The following is a 16,442-nucleotide window of genomic DNA, read 5'->3' as shown; positions in this document are numbered from 1 at the left end:
GTGAGAGAAATGGTAGAGAGAAGGACACCCATTCCAGTAGGAGAAGCCGTTCGTAATCTGATGGCATATGCCAGTTTTGGTTTAAAAGAAATGGTTGCCCTTGAATTGGCAGACGGGCGTTATTTAGCTGAAGATTTGGCAGCGGATCATGATATTCCGTCCTTTGACCGTTCTCCTTATGATGGTTTTGCGATTAGATCCGAGGATACGGTTCGGGCAAGCAAGGACCATCCAATTACCTTCGAAGTCACGGGTACAATCGGGGCTGGCTCGGTATACCGTGATCAGGTTGGACCCTTCCAAGCGGTCCGCATTATGACAGGTGCGGAAATTCCGAAAAGCTGCGACGCCGTTGTCATGCTTGAATTAACACGCCCGTTTGAAGAGGACGGTCAAGCCTATATAGAGATTAAAAGGTCGTTTAAACATGGAGACAACATTTCATTTCAAGGTGAAGAGGCACGAAAAGGGATGATTCTAGCGAAGAGAGGTACTTACATAAATCCGGGGATCATGGCCCTTCTTGCTACATTTGGCTATAGTCAAGTACCTGTTGCCAGAAAACCAGTCATCGGAATCATTGCGACTGGAAGTGAGCTTCTTGATGTAAATGAGCCGCTTAAGCCGGGGAAAATTCGAAATAGCAATACGTATATGATTCTTTCTCAAATCCAAAGAGCTGGGGGAGAAGCCAAATACTTCGGAAAACTTAATGACGATTTGGATATGTGTTGCTCCGCAGTGAAAGAATCATTAAGTCAGGTAGATATGTTAATTACAACCGGGGGCGTCTCGGTAGGCGATTATGACTATTTGCCGGCTGTCTATGAAAAATTAGGGGCAGCCGTTCTTTTTAACAAAGTAGCCATGCGTCCAGGAAGCGTGACGACCGTAGCGCATTTAGATAACAAATTATTATTCGGGTTGTCAGGCAATCCTTCAGCTTGTTACGTTGGCTTTGAGTTATTTGTACGTCCGATCGTTCGCACTTATTTATTTCATGGAAAACCGCATTTGAAAAAAGTAAAAGCAATTCTAGGAGAAAGTTTTCCAAAACCTAATCCATTTATGAGGTTCGTACGAGCAAAACTCACGTATGATGAAGGATCACTGATTGTTTCCCCATCCGGTTTTGACAAGTCCAGTGCTGTTTCTTCATTAGCAGAAGCCAATGCGCTGATTGTTCTTCAGGGGGGTACAAGAGGATATGAAAAAGGGACGTACGTGGATGTTCTCCTATTAGAAGATCATCAAGGTAGCGAATGGCCTTGGTAAACACGTGGAGGGTTACATGAACAACCGGATTTTGAATACGTTCCAATTTATACTTAACGGTTCCTTAATTCTTCTAGGTATCATTTTAACGTTTTTAATGATCCGTGAACTATGGGTTATTCTGTTATCTACGATCCAGACCACTCTGGACATTCATATTATTTTACAGGAGATACTCGCTTTCTTCCTTTATTTTGCTTTTGTGTCTATGATCGTCAAATATTTTAGAGAGAATTACCATTTTCCTATACGTTATCTTTTATACATTGGTATAACAGGTACCCTGCGTTTTATTATTGTTAACCGTGATCATCCCATGGAAAATTTGATATTGTCCTTCGTCATTCTGGTTCTCATGATTGCCTATTCTTTAAAAATAACATCGTCACAGCACTAGTCCAAGGATAAATAACATAAAGCGCCTCAAGCCGAAAGATGGCAGGAGGCGCTTTACGTATATGTCGAATTGAGTTGATCTTGCCCTTCGTAACCTTGCAGAGTTGCCGGTGGCAGCTGTTGATCACATTCGCGCTACAGATCAGCTCGCGCATCTCCGGCGGCAATTTGAAGAAGATCACTATTCAGTTTTCTTACGTATCCATTCAATAATTTTATAATAGCGTGCCAAGCCGCCCGGGACAAAGGGATATGGCCGGGTGCGAATTTTGTCGATATTGATAATCATTATCATTTGTATTACCATACACATGTACAAAAAATTAAGGGACTACAGGGGTGTATGAGATGTCAGCAATACAGGTTCGGGATGGCAAGGATGTATGGGAAGTGAGGTTTGAGGATATTCGCAAATATCACGGCGAGCTGGCGCTGATGGCGGTTGCGGTCGGCTTTCGCAGCCAGCAGGCGGCCTTTCGCGTGCTATATGGAGACAGCGCGGTCGAGCGCAAGGCGATCTCCGTCGTGTCAGGGCATGCCGGTCCGGGCTTTCGGGATGCGTTCGAATATGTCACGCGGGCGGTGAGTCGTGGGGCTTATCAGGTGGATACGGACTATCCGCGCGGCCAATACGATCCTTACCGTCCGCAGAGCTACGCCTTCGTGATCAAGGGTGAGGGTGCCGGAGCTGTCGAGGTTGTGCTGAAGGAGCATTTTTTGCCGCGGGAATTTTATGATTTTCTGAAGAAGGGCCGTGAAGGGACGACAACGGAGCAGGATGCTGAGGTATTCGGCAGGCTCAAGCTGGAACTGGCCGAACGGGCGCTGGCTTTGCCTGAGCAGGAGCTGCTGGACGTGCGGAAAATCGGATGAGCAGGGCGGACGGATTTAAGGCGGGCGCCGCGGAATTTGTCGTTCTCGATTCCGGCTGCTTCTTCGGCATGGAAAGCGCGGAAGCGCTGCAGGTCCGGCCGGAATGCTTCGTACTGGACCAGTACAAGCTGGCCGAGACGGACCTTGCGCCTTATCCGTGCCTGGTGATCGATGCCTTCGCCGATCAGGAATGGCTGTACCGGCAGCGGGATCTGATCCGCCGTTTTCTCGATCAGGGCAAGCTGTTGATCTTCTGCGGCCATCTGTTCCGCGATTGGCTGCCGGGCGGCTCTCTATTTGTGCCGCGCACCATTCGCAGTCACCTTGATTATACGGTATTGTTCCACAAGCCACACCCGATTTTTACCGGGCTGACGTCCGAGGAGCTGACGTATAACAAGGGAGTGGCCGGGTTCTTCGCCCGGGGGCACAACCCGCCTCCGCCCGGGGCGGAGGTGCTGTTGACGTTGCCCGGCGGGGAAGGAATCACCTATATCGACCGGATGAGCACGGGCGGAACGATACTGGCCCATGCCGGGAACAGCCTGTTCACCTACGGTCCCCCGGAGAGCAAGCCGGAGCGCATCGGAAGCCAGCTCAGAGCGTGGGCGCGCGCGGAGATCGGCCGGATCGGCCGGAAGGAGGGACACGGATGAGAAGGATCGGGGTGCTCTATGGAGGCAATGCGCATCAGCACCGGACCTTTCGGGAGTCCAAGTACAAGACTTATGTGCACCGGCTGATTTATTTGCCGGAGCTGCACCGCGCGTCGCTGGACGATCTTGACGTGCTGCTTATTCCTTCCCAGCTGCATCAGCGGATGGTATCGGCCTCGTCCGGCAAGCTGCGCGCCTTCGCCGATTGCGGAGGCACGATAGCGGCGTTCGGCGCGCAGCCGCTCGATTGGCTGCCCGGCCACGGCTGGGAATTCAGGCCGACCAACTTCTGGTGGTGGCTCGATCCGAAGGCCGACAGCGGACTCGTTCTGAACGAGCCGGGGCATGATTTGTTCCGTTTTTTGACGCTGCAGGATGCGACCTGGCACTATCACGGCATTTTTAGGCCGCCGGCGGGGGCGCAGACGCTGATCAGCGTCCGGAATGACGGAGCCATTCTGTATCTCGACAAGGTGACGACGCCGGGCACGCTCATTATGACAACGTTGGACCCCGAGTTTCATTACGGCTCGTACTTCATGCCCGCCACCGAGCGGTTTCTGGACGGATTTTTCCCCTGGCTGGCAGAAGGCGACCACGGCTACGCGCCGTCTCAACACGATTACGATAAAAGCCAATAAGAGGAGTGTATGACATGCTGTTCCACACCAAAATCAGTACCTTCGCTTCGCTCATCTGCCTGGCGGCGGTTGTCGCAGGCTGCTCCGGCAGCCAGCCCCCGGCGTCTTCCGCAGGCGACGCTTCGAAATCGCCGGCCGATGCCGCTAAGAGCGTGAACGCCGCGGCTTCGGTCCAAATTCCTTCGCTTCGCCTCGCATGGGGCAATAGCGGCTATCCGTCCCCGTTTGCGTTCAGCGCCTCCGGTCCGGCCGGGTTCCTGCGCAACTCGTTCCTGTTCGATACGCTGACATGGAAGGACGAGAAGGGCGTGATCCCGTGGCTGGCCAAATCGTGGAAGGTGTCGGACGACGGGCTGACGTATACGTTCGAGCTGGAGCAGGGGGTCAAATGGCATGACGGCCAGCCGTTCACCGCGGACGATGTGGTCTTCAGCTTCGACTACTACAAGAAATTCCCGTTCATGTGGACCGGGGACATCAGCCAGATCGCATCCGTCAGCAAAACCGGCGATAGCACGGTAGCGTTCAAGCTTAACTCGAAGTACGCGCCCTTCCTGAGCGATCTGGTCGGCATCGTGCCGATCATTCCGAAGCATGTCTGGGAAAAGGTGGACAAGCCGGTCGAATTCCGCGACGCGTCCGCGCTGGTCGGCACGGGCCCCTACACGCTGAAGGAGTATGACTCCAAGTCGGGCCAATATTTGTACCAGGCCAACGACAGCTATTTTAAAGGCAAGGTCAAGGTGAAGGAGGTCGCCTACCTGAATCCGGCCAACAAGCTGCTCGCGCTGCAGAAGGATGAAATCGACGCCAGCTATTCCCTCAGCTACGCCGATGTGGAAAAGATGACCAAGGAAGGGCTGGACGTAATCAAAAGCGCGCCTACCGGAAGCGCTCTGCGCGTCACCTTCAATCTGGAGCATCCGCAGCTCAAGGACAAGAAGCTCCGCCAGGCAATCGCTTATGCGCTCGACCGCTCGGAGATGGCGCGCAAGCTGACGGGCGGGGAGCCGATCGTCGGCAACGCCGGGATCATTCCTCCGGATTCGCCGTGGTACAACCCCAAGGTGAAGAACTACGCCTATGATACGGCGAAGGCGGAGCAGCTGCTGGACGAGCTGGGCTACAAGAAAAACGCGGAAGGCGTGCGGGCCGATCTGAAGCTGAACGTCATGGTCTCCTCGACCTCTCCCGAGGCTCAGGTGATGCAGGAAATGCTGAAGAAGGTCGGCGTTGCGCTCAACCTGCAGCAGGTCGATGCGGCGACGTTCTCGACGGCGATGGGAGAGAACAAGTACGACATGGCGATTACGGGCCATATCGGTCTGAGCGGAGACCCGGACTTCCTGCGGCTGTGGTTTTTGGGCAAGGCGAACAACACGCTGGCCGCCCGGGGCAAGACGTTCGACAATGCGGAATTCCAGAAGCTCGCCGAAAGCCAGAAGGCCGAGCTGGACCCGACGAAGCGCAAGGCGATCGTGGACGAGCTGCAGAACGTGCTGGCCGAGGAGCTGCCGACGCTGGTGCTGTACCACCGCCCGTTCTACTTTATGTATAAGAAAAATGTGTTCGACGGCTGGTTCAACACGTACGGCGGCATAGCGGACGGCATTCCACTTTGGGATAACAAGGTCGCGTTCATCGATGGCGGCAAATAAACAGGCTCTAACCTATGCAGGCGTCTTGATCTTCGTGCTGCTGCTGAACTTCTGGCTCCCTCGGCTTATGCCGGGGGGCCCTGTTGATTTTTTGACCGGAGGCGGGGAGGACGGCGCGATTTTCCTGACGGAGGTCCAGAAGCAGGCGATGCTGGCATATTACCATCTGGACGACTCCTTGTGGGCCCAGTTCACAAGCTATATCCGGGGGCTGTTCACCTTTGACTTCGGCCTGTCCATCAGCTACAAGCAACCGGTTATCGAGGTGATCGCCGAGCATCTGCCCTGGACGCTGCTGATCGTGGGCGCATCCACGGTGCTGTCGACGGCGGCCGGCCTGGCCACCGGTCTGCTGTCCGCCTGGTGGCATCCGGGGCGGAGCGATCGGAGCTGGTTTGTCGGGATGCTGACGCTCAGCGCGATCCCGGAATTCCTTATCGGCATGCTGCTGCTCATTATCCTCTCCGTCCAATGGGGCCTCATGCCGCTGGGCGGGGCGGAGACTGCCTTCCTGCGGTCAAGCTGCTGGTGGGGGCATGCCGTGGATATCGCACGGCACGCAGCGCTGCCCACGCTGACGCTGACCTTGACCAATATGTCCGGGCTGTATCTGCTGATGCGCAACGAGGCAATCCGGGTACGGCGGGAGCCTTTCGTGGAATTTGCCGAGGCCAAGGGCATCGGGGAACGGGCGCTGCTGCTGCGGCATGTGGCCCTCAATGCGGCGCTGCCCCTGGTCACGGTCATTGTGATGCGCATCGGCGGACTGGTGGCCGGTTCGGTGCTGGCCGAGACGGTCTTCGCGTACCCGGGGATCGGCAAGCTGCTTCAGGAAGCGATCCTGGCGCGGGACTACCCGCTGCTGCACGGCCTGTTTTTGCTGATTACGGTAGCTGTGCTGCTTCTGAACCTGCTCGCGGATCTCATATACCCGCGGCTGGACCCGCGCATTCGCATCAGACGGGGGGAGAGTCTATGAACAAAGCGCGCTGGATCGGATTTGCTGTTCTGCTGCTCTTTGCCGTCGCCGCACTCACAGGGCCGCTGCTCGTCTCCTCGTCGCCCTTCGAGATCGACGCCGACCGCTTCCTGCCTCCGTCAGCCGGGCATTGGCTGGGGACGAACTCCCTGGGGCAGGATGTGTTCAGCGGACTTGTATACGGGGCGAGAACGACGCTGCTGGTCGGGTTGTGCGTTTCGCTGCTCAGCACGCTGCTGAGCGGCCTGCTGGGCCTGATCGCCGGCTATTCCCGGCGGCTCGATCCCGTGCTGAATGCGCTGGCCAACATGCTGCTGGTGCTGCCGCCGCTGCTGCTTATTCTGATCGTCGCCTCGTTCACCGGCGGCGGCACCTGGCAGCTGATCCTGACGCTGGGCCTGCTGACCTGGCCGTCCTTCATGAGGCTGATCCGCGCTTCGGTGCTGTCGTTGAAGGAGCGGGAGTTCGTCAGGGCGTCCAGGCTGTTCGGCGGCGGCACCTTCTATGTGCTGCGCCATCACCTGCTGCCGTTCCTGTGGCCGCTGCTGCGCACGAAGTTCATCCTGTCGTTTCGGCAGGCGGTGACGATTGAGGCGAGTCTGGCCTTTATCGGCATTGGAGACGCGAACCGCCCCTCGTGGGGGAAAATGCTGCAGCAGGCGTTCAGCCGCAACGAAACGTGGATATCGGACGTCTGGCAGTGGACCGTGCTGCCGCCGACGCTGGCGGTGCTGCTGGTCACGGTCGGGCTGGCGCTGGCCGGGGAGGAAAAATCTGCAGAGGCGGCGCTGACGAAAGCCGGTTCGCCGCGCGGACGCAAAGCGGCGCAGGCTGCCTTCGGGAAGGCCGCCGCCGCGGCCGGGCAAGCGGGCGTCCCGCCGCGGCGGCATAGCGCGCTCGCCGCGGACCGGCTGAGCGTCGGGGCCGGAGGCCGCGCGATTGTGCGCGGCGTCAGCTTCGCGCTGCCCGCCGGAAGTGTCGCCGCGCTGATCGGCGAATCCGGCTCGGGCAAAACGACGCTGGCCCGCGCCTTGTATGGCCTCCTTCCCGCTGAGGCATTGAAGGGGGAGGCCTGGATCGCCGGCAGGCCTATCTACGGAATCGCGGAAGGGCCGGCGATGAAGCGCTGGACGGATGCGGCCTTCATCTTTCAGGACCCTCGCCAAAGCTTCAATCCGCTGCTTACGCTCGGCGCGCAGTTTTCCGAGGCGATGCGGAGGAATCCGGCGCAGGGCCGCGAAGGGAAGAAGGCGGCGCAGGCTGCCGCTGCCGCCGCGCTGCGCGAGGTACAGCTGGACCCGAAGCTGCTGGGAAGCTACCCGCATGAGCTGAGCGGGGGCATGCTCAGCCGGGCGCTCATCGCGCTTGCGCTGATCAACAGGCCGGGCGTGCTCATTGCCGACGAGCCGACAGGCGCGCTCGACCCGATTGTGAAGCGGGAAATACTGGAGCTGTTGACGGCGAAGGTTCGGGAGCACGGGATGACGCTGCTGCTGATCACCCATGATCTTCAGGCGGCGGAAGCGGTAGCGGACCGCATCCTGACGCTTGCCGGCGGGGAGCTGACCGAAGACCGGCGCGTGGAACGGAAGCTCGGCTAGAGGCATGAAGCTCCTTCCTCCGCCGGGCCGGAGGTGTCCGCCTTTCCTCGCCTGTCCGTTGGAAACGGGGATAGGACAGGCAAAGGGGAAGGCGCGCGCAGCGCGGTTTCTTCCGGCAGTGTGACAGTGCAGGCGGAAGTAAAAGGAAAGGAGTCCGGAAGACGATGCTGGATGTGATCGAGGTAAGTAAGCGCTTTGAGGGGCGCAAGCAGGGCACGGACGCCCTGATGGACGTTTCCCTGTCTGTGGAGCGGGGGGAAATCTTCGCGCTGATCGGGGAAAGCGGCTCGGGCAAGTCGACACTGGCCGAGTTGATCGTGGGTCTGCAGCAGCCGACCCGCGGCGTCGTCCGCTGGCGGGAGGAAGCAGCGGCGGAGCGCGCGCCGGACAGCCAGGCGGCAGGCCGTTGCTCCGAACGGTCTGCGTGTCTGTACGCCGGAAGAGCGGCATCCGCAAACGCGCGGTCCCGGGTGCAGATTGTGTTCCAGAATCCGGATCGATCGATGAATCCGTATTGGAGTGTACAGCGCATTGTCACCGAGCCGCTGCTGCTTAATGGCGTAAACCGGACCGAGGCTGCGGCCAGGGCCAGCGAGCTGCTGGAGCAGGTCCGCCTCCCGCAGGCGCTGCTGGATCGGAAGCCTGCCGAATGCTCGGGCGGCCAGAAGCAGCGCGTCGCGATTGCGCGCGCGCTGGCCTTGTCCCCGCGGTTGTTAATCGCCGACGAGATTACCTCGGCGTTGGACCCCGGGACGGAACGGGAGATTTTGCAGCTGCTTCTTGCGCTAAGAGACGAACGACGGATGTCGATCCTGTATATCACGCACCGGCTGGAGACGATCGGCGGCTTCGCCGATCGTCTGGCGGTCATGAAGGACGGGCGGGTGGTCGAGACAGGGGAGACGGAGAAAGTGCTGGAGGCGCCGAAATCAGCCTATACAAAGCAGTTGCTGGCTGCCTGCTTATACCCGTAGCTGCTTGGGGGCGAAGTACTGCTGCATTTCGCGGCAGAACGACTCCTCAGCCTCGGTAAGCCGGGCGTCCTTGCGGATCACAAAGCCGTTCTTGCGGCGAATCTGGATGGAGGCGACCTGGCTGACGGCGAGCTCGCCCCGCCTCACTTCCTCCCGGATGACGGGATAGGGAAGGAACGCGATGCCGAGTCCGGCCTTGATCGCCTGCAAAATGACCGTGAAATTGCTCATTTGCAAAAAACGCACCTGGACGTTGAAACGCTCCAGATGGGTTTGAATATATTCGCTGATATAAAAGCTTTGCGGCAGCAGGACCGTAGTCTGATGCAGATCGCGGCTGTACAGCAATTTCCGTTCGGTCCACGGATGGCCGGCCGGTATGACGAGCGGAAGCTCGTCTTCGAACAGCTCGTAGGCGTCGAAACGGCTGTATACGGCCTCGTCCTCGGGATAGATGGGGAGGAAGGCGACGTTGGTTTTGCCCTCCAGCAGCGCCCGCTGCAAATCGGTGTAACAACTGGCATAGACCTCCAGAAGCTGCTCCGGAAACGCCTTGTGATAATGCGACAAAATGTCCGGCAGGTAGTAGTTGGCAATGTACTGGCTGATATAGACGGACAGGATGCTTTCCTGCCTTCGAAGGGATTGCTGGACCTTCTCGCCGGCTTCCCTTAGCAGACGGGTCACTTGTCTAGTGTAATCCAGCACGATTTTCCCCTGCTCCGTCAGCTGTACCTGTCTGCCTTTGCGCTGGAACAGCGGCGCGCGGAACTGCTCCTCCAGCTGCAAAATATGGTGGCTAATCGTAGGCTGCGAGCAGTGAAGCCGCTTGGCCGCCTCCGTAAAGGAACCGCATTCGGCGAGGACCAGAAAGCTTTCCATCCTCTCGATTGTTTTCACAAGTATCCACCTCGTCAAGCATCTTGCGTAGGAACGCTTATTTTCACCACATTATATTTGAAAATGATTCTCATTGTCAACAGCTGTCGAATCATCGAATCATCTATGCTGTCTTCTCCGGCCGCAAACCGAAGCCGCCTGCCAGACCGTCGAACCTGCGGTCTTGAGCGCGCAAAACCGAAAGCGAGCATAACTCGTGCTGGGACAGCTGCGGTCATCTACCGCTTGCTGAAGGATGCTAATTGAATCAAATAATGTGGAAAAACCTCTCGGGAAGCAGCTTGCTTAACCTCAAGCTGCACCGAGAGGTTTATTATTTGAAAATGTGTCTCAGCTTAAGTTAAAAATCAAGTGAATCCGAGTATCATAACACCCTGTGTCAACGAACACACACTTTCAATTCATGAATGGATTGAGGGGGCTTTTGTGTCAGGAAAATGATGGGGGCAGTATTGTTTCATTATTGAGGGTTAATTTGTGTCAATGGTGTAAGGCGACACGAACATAGATCCTTAATCGTGAAGATGATTCGATTGCCGTTTTTTTGTGTTGCAATATAAAGTATAACTGTATATAGTATAACTATATAGTTATACTATATATAGTCATGCGATATAAAGTTTTTTACCAGGAGGGTAAGCATGGAAAGAGATAAACACTTGCCGTTGACCGAAACCGTTTATTACATTCTGTTGGCCGTGGTCGAACCGGCGCACGGTTATCTAATCATGCAGAAGGTGGAGGAGCTCAGCGGCGGGCAAGTTCGAATGGCCGCGGGTACCCTGTATGGCGCGATTGAGAATCTGGTAAAGCTGAATTTCATTCAGCCTGTGGCCAGCGAGGACAGCCGCCGCAAGGTGTATGCCATTACCAACAAAGGGTTGGAGATTCTGCTCCTTGACCTTGAGCGAATGAAGCACATGATTGCTGTGACGACAGATCGATTGAAATGAGAATGGAGGAACCGCGAATGAAAAAATATAAGTTCTTTACTAACTTCGACGAAGAAGAAAACTGGTTGAATGACATGGCAAGGCAGGGTTATCGATTCACAAAAAAGACGTCGTTCGGTTATGAATTTGAACCTGAAAAGCCAGAGAATGCAACGATAAAAATGGATTACCGCACCTTTAAAAAGCGGGAGGATTTCGAGGATTACTGTGCTTTATTTGAGGATAGCGGCTGGGAACATATCACGGGAACGAAAAGCTCGGGATATCAATATTTTAAGAAAGCAGACAAACAGGGAAGTGAAGAGATCTTTTCGGATGTCGATTCCAAAGCCGGCCGGTATAAGCGGCTGTCGGATATGTGGGCTACGTTAGCTTGTTCCTTCATTCCTATACTGGCGGCACTCATTTCTACTGACGCGATCGATCCAGGAGTATTGCTTGATCCGAAATCGCTATATTATACTCCGGGATTATGGGATTTAAACGGAGCGGCTTTCTGGAGGGGCTTTCTTTTCGAAACGCCATTCGCCCTGTTTAGAGGCTTCTTCTGGCTAATCTTTCCGGTTATGATAATGACATATCTGTATTTCGCATTTAAGGCAAATAAACAATATAAGAAAACGCAAGAAGATAAAATCACCCGCAAATAAATACAACCGCCCCGATGCAGATTCATGTCTGCATGAGAGCGGCCTGCTGCCAGGAATAAATAGGGGGGTGATTAAGCTATAGGGTATTCAGATAAACCGGATGTGCCTTATACCATTCCGGTATATGCGGATCATGTATTGAAATTTATGGATGCTTTAGGCATTCAAAAGGCGCATCTTTCGGGTGAATCTCTGGGCGGATGGGTAAGTACGTGGCTAGCGATTCATCATCCGCATCGCGTTGCCAAGTTGGTTTTAAATACGGCGGGTGGGCTTATTGCAGATCCTAAAGTCATGGAACGTTTGAGAACGCTTACAAGGCAAGCGGTTGAACAACCAACCCGGGAGTTTATAAAAATTAGATTGGAATTTTTAATGCTCAGTAAGACGAGTGTTACAGATGAATTGATTGATATCCGCTACGAAATATATTCCCAGCCGGAAATGCGTAAAGCTGTTGAAAATATATTAGTGCTGCAGGAGATGGAAGTTAGGGTTAAGAATATGCTCTCTGAGGAGGATTTAGCAAAAATAACAGCGCCGACATTTGTTATTTGGACTTCCCATGATCCGACGGCAGGAATCGAAGTAGGAGAACGTTTTGCCAAGGCTATTCCTAATGCCCGAATGAAGGTAATTGAAAACGCGGGACATTGGCCGCAATATGAACAAGCAAATGAATTCAATGAACTTCATATTAACTTTTTGAATGAAGGTGATAGGTAATGGCACATATTGTTGGTGGATATGCAGCTTCCCACAGTCCGTTAATGTTAACCTCATTTGGTAAAGCCGATCAGGACAAAGCTAACCTGGTTTTGAGCGGTTTCAATTATATTAAACAACAATTGGATGAGCAAAAGCCAGATGTCATTATCGTCATCTCAGACGATCATTTCAAATCTTTCTTCTTGGATAATATGCCTATGTTCTGTATCGGCGTTCATACCTGTAAATGGTTGATGCAATACGATTGGCTATTAGCAAGGATTAATTGAACTATCTTGAAAAAGGACTGGGGTATATCTTGTCATAGGCATTGTGGAGCGGGATCAGGAATTCAGTAGAGGCACTTTATACAATTCAATTGTGTATATCGGGCCGGATGGGAATGTTCTAGGCAAACATCGAAAGCTTGTACCAACGGGTTCCGATGGTTAATAAAAAGCGTATTGCGCTTATGCGGCATACGCTTTTTATTTTTTTGATTTTAGGACGACATTCGGCTACTGAATTAAAAAGATAAAGATAAGTTTGTGTCGTCCGACGGGGCGGGTGTTGGTGTGGGTAATTGACGGAATGAAAAAATTCAACAAGCAACAAGAGTCATACTAACTTTATTCCATGACATATTCACAAAACCCGTATTTTGTACAAATGTATATAAATCGATAAAACCCCTTGTATGTTAATTCAGGCCTCTAATTCTAATGCCGACTCATATTCCTTGTTTTCAAGCGATTTTAAAAAAGTATCAATTAGCTCCTTGTCTGATAATCTTTGTAACACTTAAATAACACCTTACTTTTCATGTTTTATAAGTGTTAGAGTTTTCTATGGTAGGTACTAAATTTTATTACGGAAACTAGAAAAACAACCAGCCGTCAAAGGTGGTTGTTTTTCTAGTCAACCTATAGAGTAAGCCACTCCTATATTCTGGCATTTCATTCACTAAAATGGATATCAGGAATATATTTTATCTTTTCAAACCCTCTGTAAGTCTTATCCAAAACCCGCCCTTAAAGTTTTTCGGTTCATGGGAAATAACAAATGCACTCGGAGATAATCCTTGAAGGATTTGCATTAACCGCTTTTCGTTATTTCTTTTGACCAGTACTTGCAGGACCAGTCGCTTACCGTCCCTTCCATCTGCTGGCCAAGACGTAACCCCGTATCCTTTTTCTCTTAGTTGAGCGGCAAGCTCCATTTCCAAGGAGTCAACGATAACTTGCACTACCAGATACCCCAGTGCCAAATATTCTTCGATTCGGCTGCCCATATAAACCCCAATCCCGAAACCGATACAGTATGCGGCCATATTATATGGATTATTCACGTTTTGCAGCACCAAGTTAAGACCCATCAAGTAAATAAACACTTCGAGCATGGCCAGGAAGGACGCCAATCCCCTTTTTCCTTTGATGACAAGAATAAGGCGCAGCGTGAAGATCGATACATATACAATACAACGTTTATACCGATGATTGAACCGATTAGAGGAAGAGAAATCATAATCCCTTTCGGGTGGCGATGAATTCCGGTCTGTCCCTTTGTCCCGAAAATGGCTCTCCCACTTTGTTGTCAACGCTGTTGTATACAATGAAAACGTTACTGCGAGTCATCGGCGTAATGTTGCTGTTAGAGCCATGCATAATATTACAGTCAAACAACACAATCGATCCCGCTTTTCCAACCGGCGTATCGATCCCGCCTTGTTTGGCTAGGTCAGTTAGACTTCCATGGTCTGGCACCCCGTACTGCTGCTTTCGTAACGATTGCTTGAAATGGTTTTCCGGGGTCTCTCCTACACACGCAACAAAGTGTTTATGGGAACCCGGAATGACCATAAGCGGACCATTGAAATGAAAGTTATCCTCCAAGGCAATGGAACAGCTGAGTGCTCTCATTCTCGGCATGCCGTCTTCGACATGCCAGGTTTCAAAGTCAGAGTGCCAATAAAATTCTTTACCGGTAAAGCCCGGTTTAAAATTAATTCTGGACTGATGGATGTATGGCTGGCTGCCTAAGATATACTCAACAATAGCATGCAACCTCGGATGCCGTGACAACTCTTTAAAGACAGCGTTAATGTGATGAATCGCAAACACCGATCGGACTTCGTCGCTCTCAGGTTCACGAATAATTACATCCGTTTTATTAGTTCGGGCGGAAATCTGGAGACGACGTGCTTCTTCCTGAAACCTTTTGATTTCTGTTTCGGTAAAAAACTGTTCGATGAATAAGTAACCGTTTTGTTCGTAAAAATTGGATTGTTCCTGACTGAGCGAACTCTCCGGTGTCCAATCGGAATAAATAACGGGATCTTTACGCGGAATGATTTCGGGCTGATTGCTTATTCTTGAAGGGTATAAATCCACCATTTTTTCTTGTTTTATCATCAGATTATCATTGTTCATTAGTTCATCTCCTTAATCCATGGAATGAGCGAGCAGTGGATAGGTGCCCTTTTCGTCATGTACTTCTCTACCTGTTAATGGCGGGTTAAATACACAAATCATTCGCAGCTGCGATTTGGCGCGCAGATAATGTTTTTCATTTCCGTTAAGCGCGTACAAAACTCCGGGACGAATGGGGTACGTCTCCCCGCCGATGGCCTCAATTTCTCCTTCTCCTTCGATGCAGTACACCGCTTCTACATGATTTTGATACCAAATGAGGGTTTCTGTGCCGGCCTTGATCAATGTATCATTCATAGAAAAACCCATACCGTCTTTCTTTAACAGAAGTCTTCTGGAATTCCATGTCTCCGTGTCCACATCATCTTTTGTATTCAAAACGTCATTCAGATGCTTAACGATCATTTTCATACCTCCATTTAACTATTAGATATCTTATTTTCATGCAGAACATATGCTGCCAATTGTTCCATACCAGCTGCAACAATTTTGAGTCCTTGTTCCAGTGTTGTATCTTCTATTGTTAAAGGCGGCATCAGCTTGGCGACTTCGCTACGCGGCCCGGATGTTTCCATGATTAATCCTTGCCTGAAGACAATTTCGGACAGTCTCTCAGCCAAGCCGTCTATCTCAAAAGCAATACCCTGAATCAGTCCTCGCCCCCGAATTTCTCCTTTAAGCCCGGGATGCTGACTTACCATTTGCTCAAGCGCCGATTGGATGGTTTGCGCCTTACGCATAATACTGATTTCAAAATCATCCGATTCCCAGTAACCTAGCGCCTCAGTAGCTGCGATAAAGCCAAGATTATTGCCCCTAAATGTACCATTGTGCTCCCCCGGCAGCCATTCATCAATGTTCGGTTTCAACAGTGTGATCGCCATCGGAAGTCCATAACCCCCGATGGACTTGGAAAGGCAGATAATGTCCGGTTCGATTCCCATATGGTCAAAGCTAAAAAACGATCCTGTTCTTCCGCATCCCATTTGAATATCGTCCAGAATGAGAAGTATACCTTTCTGTTTACAAAGACGTTCTATTTTTTGCAGCCAATCGGCACTTGCCGCCTTCAACCCGCCCTCTCCCTGGAGGGATTCCAATATTACCGCTGCCGGTAAGGGTACCCCGCTTCCCGGATCATCTAACAGCTTTTCAATGTAATCGGCCGTATCCACATCCTTGCCAAAATAGCCGTCGTATGGCATAAAGATGGAATTGTGCAATTCGACGCCGGCACCCTTTCTTTTGAAGGCATTTCCCGTTACGGCAAGTGAACCAAGCGTCATCCCGTGGAATGCGTTGGTGAAACACATTATGGTCGAACGTCCTGTAACTTTACGTGCGATTTTCATCGCACTCTCAACTGCGTTCGTTCCAGTCGGACCAGGGAACATCACTTTATAATCCCATCCGCGAGACTTTAAGATGACGTCATGAAATCTGGTTAAAAAGGTTTCTTTGGCACTGGTCGCCATATCCAAGCTGTGCGTGATCCCGTCCTGCAGCAAATAATCAATTAGTTTGGCGCGAATCTTTTCGTTGTTGTGCCCATAATTCAAAGCCCCGGCTCCGGCAAAAAAATCAATATATTCATTTCCTTGTGTGTCCCACAGTTTGGCGTTCCTAGCCTTATTAAAAACTGTCGTGAATGTGCGGCAGTAACTCCTTACTTCCGATTCCAGCTTGTCGAATACGTCCAAATTTGATGTTTCCAGTAACTGAGTTCCCATATTTGACCTCCAGTTTTAT

17 protein-coding genes and 2 pseudogenes are annotated in these 16,442 nt (G+C 52.1%); 14 read left to right on the top strand and 5 right to left on the bottom strand.

Going from position 1 to position 16,442, the window contains the following annotated elements:
* Positions 1-9 precede the first annotated feature (9 nt).
* The 9 genes from ACZ439_RS26230 to ACZ439_RS26190 all read left to right on the top strand — a co-directional run bounded on the left by ACZ439_RS26230 (position 10) and on the right by ACZ439_RS26190 (position 9,053).
* Positions 10-1,275, top strand: coding sequence for a molybdopterin molybdotransferase MoeA (locus tag ACZ439_RS26230; RefSeq protein WP_464620400.1), 1,266 nt, complete (start codon positions 10-12; stop codon positions 1,273-1,275).
* Positions 1,276-1,291: 16 nt separating this feature from the next.
* Positions 1,292-1,672: a phosphate-starvation-inducible protein PsiE gene (locus tag ACZ439_RS26225; protein ID WP_054797065.1), complete on the top strand. Its 381-nt coding sequence runs from the start codon at positions 1,292-1,294 to the stop codon at positions 1,670-1,672.
* A 347-nt stretch (positions 1,673-2,019) separates the two neighbouring features.
* Positions 2,020-2,544: a hypothetical protein gene (locus tag ACZ439_RS26220; protein ID WP_127610754.1), complete on the top strand. Its 525-nt coding sequence runs from the start codon at positions 2,020-2,022 to the stop codon at positions 2,542-2,544.
* Positions 2,541-3,200: a hypothetical protein gene (locus tag ACZ439_RS26215; RefSeq protein WP_054797066.1), complete on the top strand. Its 660-nt coding sequence runs from the start codon at positions 2,541-2,543 to the stop codon at positions 3,198-3,200. Before ACZ439_RS26220 ends, ACZ439_RS26215 begins: the two co-directional genes overlap by 4 nt.
* The gene (locus tag ACZ439_RS26210; protein ID WP_464620399.1) at positions 3,197-3,841 is read left to right on the top strand and encodes a hypothetical protein; all 645 of its coding nucleotides are present in this window, start codon (positions 3,197-3,199) and stop codon (positions 3,839-3,841) included. The genes ACZ439_RS26215 and ACZ439_RS26210 overlap by 4 nt, the downstream gene beginning before the upstream one ends.
* A gap of 14 nt (positions 3,842-3,855) precedes the next feature.
* On the top strand, positions 3,856-5,499 hold the full coding sequence (locus tag ACZ439_RS26205; RefSeq protein ID WP_054797067.1) for an ABC transporter substrate-binding protein: 1,644 nt from the start codon (positions 3,856-3,858) through the stop codon (positions 5,497-5,499).
* A complete protein-coding gene (locus ACZ439_RS26200; protein WP_464620398.1) occupies positions 5,486-6,478 on the top strand; it encodes an ABC transporter permease in 993 nt (330 codons plus the stop codon). Before ACZ439_RS26205 ends, ACZ439_RS26200 begins: the two co-directional genes overlap by 14 nt.
* Positions 6,475-8,079, top strand: a complete 1,605-nt coding sequence (locus ACZ439_RS26195; RefSeq protein ID WP_464620397.1) for an ATP-binding cassette domain-containing protein — start codon at positions 6,475-6,477, stop codon at positions 8,077-8,079. Before ACZ439_RS26200 ends, ACZ439_RS26195 begins: the two co-directional genes overlap by 4 nt.
* Positions 8,080-8,243: 164 nt before the next feature.
* Positions 8,244-9,053 (top strand): ABC transporter ATP-binding protein, encoded by an 810-nt coding sequence (locus ACZ439_RS26190; protein WP_141336248.1) that lies wholly within the window; start codon positions 8,244-8,246, stop codon positions 9,051-9,053.
* On the opposite strand, the gene ACZ439_RS26185 is transcribed toward ACZ439_RS26190, so the two are convergent.
* Positions 9,042-9,953, bottom strand: coding sequence for a LysR family transcriptional regulator (locus ACZ439_RS26185; RefSeq protein WP_236595889.1), 912 nt, complete (start codon positions 9,951-9,953; stop codon positions 9,042-9,044). The two genes, ACZ439_RS26190 and ACZ439_RS26185, sit on opposite strands and share 12 nt — an antisense overlap.
* Before the next feature lie 641 nt (positions 9,954-10,594).
* On the opposite strand from ACZ439_RS26185, the gene ACZ439_RS26180 reads away from it, so the two are divergent.
* The 5 genes and pseudogenes from ACZ439_RS26180 to ACZ439_RS26160 all read left to right on the top strand — a co-directional run.
* Positions 10,595-10,906: a PadR family transcriptional regulator gene (locus ACZ439_RS26180; RefSeq protein ID WP_054796201.1), complete on the top strand. Its 312-nt coding sequence runs from the start codon at positions 10,595-10,597 to the stop codon at positions 10,904-10,906.
* A gap of 17 nt (positions 10,907-10,923) precedes the next feature.
* Positions 10,924-11,556 carry a DUF2812 domain-containing protein gene (locus tag ACZ439_RS26175; protein WP_155614074.1) on the top strand — a complete coding sequence of 211 codons (633 nt, stop codon included), beginning with the start codon at positions 10,924-10,926 and terminating at the stop codon, positions 11,554-11,556.
* Between the two features lie 138 nt (positions 11,557-11,694).
* Positions 11,695-12,282 carry an alpha/beta fold hydrolase gene (locus tag ACZ439_RS26170; protein ID WP_464620396.1) on the top strand — a complete coding sequence of 196 codons (588 nt, stop codon included), beginning with the start codon at positions 11,695-11,697 and terminating at the stop codon, positions 12,280-12,282.
* Positions 12,282-12,554: a DODA-type extradiol aromatic ring-opening family dioxygenase gene (locus tag ACZ439_RS26165; protein ID WP_054796204.1), complete on the top strand. Its 273-nt coding sequence runs from the start codon at positions 12,282-12,284 to the stop codon at positions 12,552-12,554. The genes ACZ439_RS26170 and ACZ439_RS26165 overlap by 1 nt, the downstream gene beginning before the upstream one ends.
* 10 nt (positions 12,555-12,564) lie before the next feature.
* Positions 12,565-12,711, top strand: a pseudogene (locus ACZ439_RS26160) (nitrilase-related carbon-nitrogen hydrolase); the annotation flags it as partial.
* A gap of 541 nt (positions 12,712-13,252) precedes the next feature.
* On the opposite strand, the pseudogene ACZ439_RS26155 reads toward ACZ439_RS26160, so the two are convergent.
* The 4 genes and pseudogenes from ACZ439_RS26155 to ectB all read right to left on the bottom strand — a co-directional run bounded on the left by ACZ439_RS26155 (position 13,253) and on the right by ectB (position 16,423).
* Positions 13,253-13,788 (bottom strand): annotated as a pseudogene (locus ACZ439_RS26155) (DUF2179 domain-containing protein).
* Positions 13,785-14,693 carry an ectoine hydroxylase gene (gene thpD, locus ACZ439_RS26150; RefSeq protein ID WP_464620395.1) on the bottom strand — a complete coding sequence of 303 codons (909 nt, stop codon included), beginning with the start codon at positions 14,691-14,693 and terminating at the stop codon, positions 13,785-13,787. Before thpD ends, ACZ439_RS26155 begins: the two are co-directional and overlap by 4 nt.
* Positions 14,694-14,705: 12 nt before the next feature.
* On the bottom strand, positions 14,706-15,098 hold the full coding sequence (locus tag ACZ439_RS26145; RefSeq protein ID WP_054796205.1) for an ectoine synthase: 393 nt from the start codon (positions 15,096-15,098) through the stop codon (positions 14,706-14,708).
* A gap of 14 nt (positions 15,099-15,112) precedes the next feature.
* Entirely contained in the window at positions 15,113-16,423 is a 1,311-nt protein-coding gene (gene ectB / locus ACZ439_RS26140; protein ID WP_464620394.1) for a diaminobutyrate--2-oxoglutarate transaminase, read from the bottom strand.
* Between the last annotated feature and the right edge of the window lie 19 nt (positions 16,424-16,442).

Source organism: Paenibacillus sp. JCM 9796 (assembly GCF_055379675.1).
This window is presented reverse-complemented; position numbering and strand designations above follow the sequence as displayed.

Coding starts and splice junctions, on each gene's coding strand:
- ACZ439_RS26210 (WP_464620399.1), top strand. CDS start 3,197: ATGAGAAGGATCGGGGTGCTCTATGGAGGCAATGCGCATCAGCACCGG.
- ACZ439_RS26190 (WP_141336248.1), top strand. CDS start 8,244: ATGCTGGATGTGATCGAGGTAAGTAAGCGCTTTGAGGGGCGCAAGCAG.
- ACZ439_RS26180 (WP_054796201.1), top strand. CDS start 10,595: ATGGAAAGAGATAAACACTTGCCGTTGACCGAAACCGTTTATTACATT.
- ACZ439_RS26200 (WP_464620398.1), top strand. CDS start 5,486: ATGGCGGCAAATAAACAGGCTCTAACCTATGCAGGCGTCTTGATCTTC.
- ACZ439_RS26175 (WP_155614074.1), top strand. CDS start 10,924: ATGAAAAAATATAAGTTCTTTACTAACTTCGACGAAGAAGAAAACTGG.
- ACZ439_RS26215 (WP_054797066.1), top strand. CDS start 2,541: ATGAGCAGGGCGGACGGATTTAAGGCGGGCGCCGCGGAATTTGTCGTT.
- ACZ439_RS26220 (WP_127610754.1), top strand. CDS start 2,020: ATGTCAGCAATACAGGTTCGGGATGGCAAGGATGTATGGGAAGTGAGG.
- ACZ439_RS26205 (WP_054797067.1), top strand. CDS start 3,856: ATGCTGTTCCACACCAAAATCAGTACCTTCGCTTCGCTCATCTGCCTG.
- ectB (WP_464620394.1), bottom strand. CDS start 16,423: ATGGGAACTCAGTTACTGGAAACATCAAATTTGGACGTATTCGACAAG.
- ACZ439_RS26145 (WP_054796205.1), bottom strand. CDS start 15,098: ATGATCGTTAAGCATCTGAATGACGTTTTGAATACAAAAGATGATGTG.
- thpD (WP_464620395.1), bottom strand. CDS start 14,693: ATGAACAATGATAATCTGATGATAAAACAAGAAAAAATGGTGGATTTA.
- ACZ439_RS26165 (WP_054796204.1), top strand. CDS start 12,282: ATGGCACATATTGTTGGTGGATATGCAGCTTCCCACAGTCCGTTAATG.
- ACZ439_RS26230 (WP_464620400.1), top strand. CDS start 10: ATGGTAGAGAGAAGGACACCCATTCCAGTAGGAGAAGCCGTTCGTAAT.
- ACZ439_RS26225 (WP_054797065.1), top strand. CDS start 1,292: ATGAACAACCGGATTTTGAATACGTTCCAATTTATACTTAACGGTTCC.
- ACZ439_RS26195 (WP_464620397.1), top strand. CDS start 6,475: ATGAACAAAGCGCGCTGGATCGGATTTGCTGTTCTGCTGCTCTTTGCC.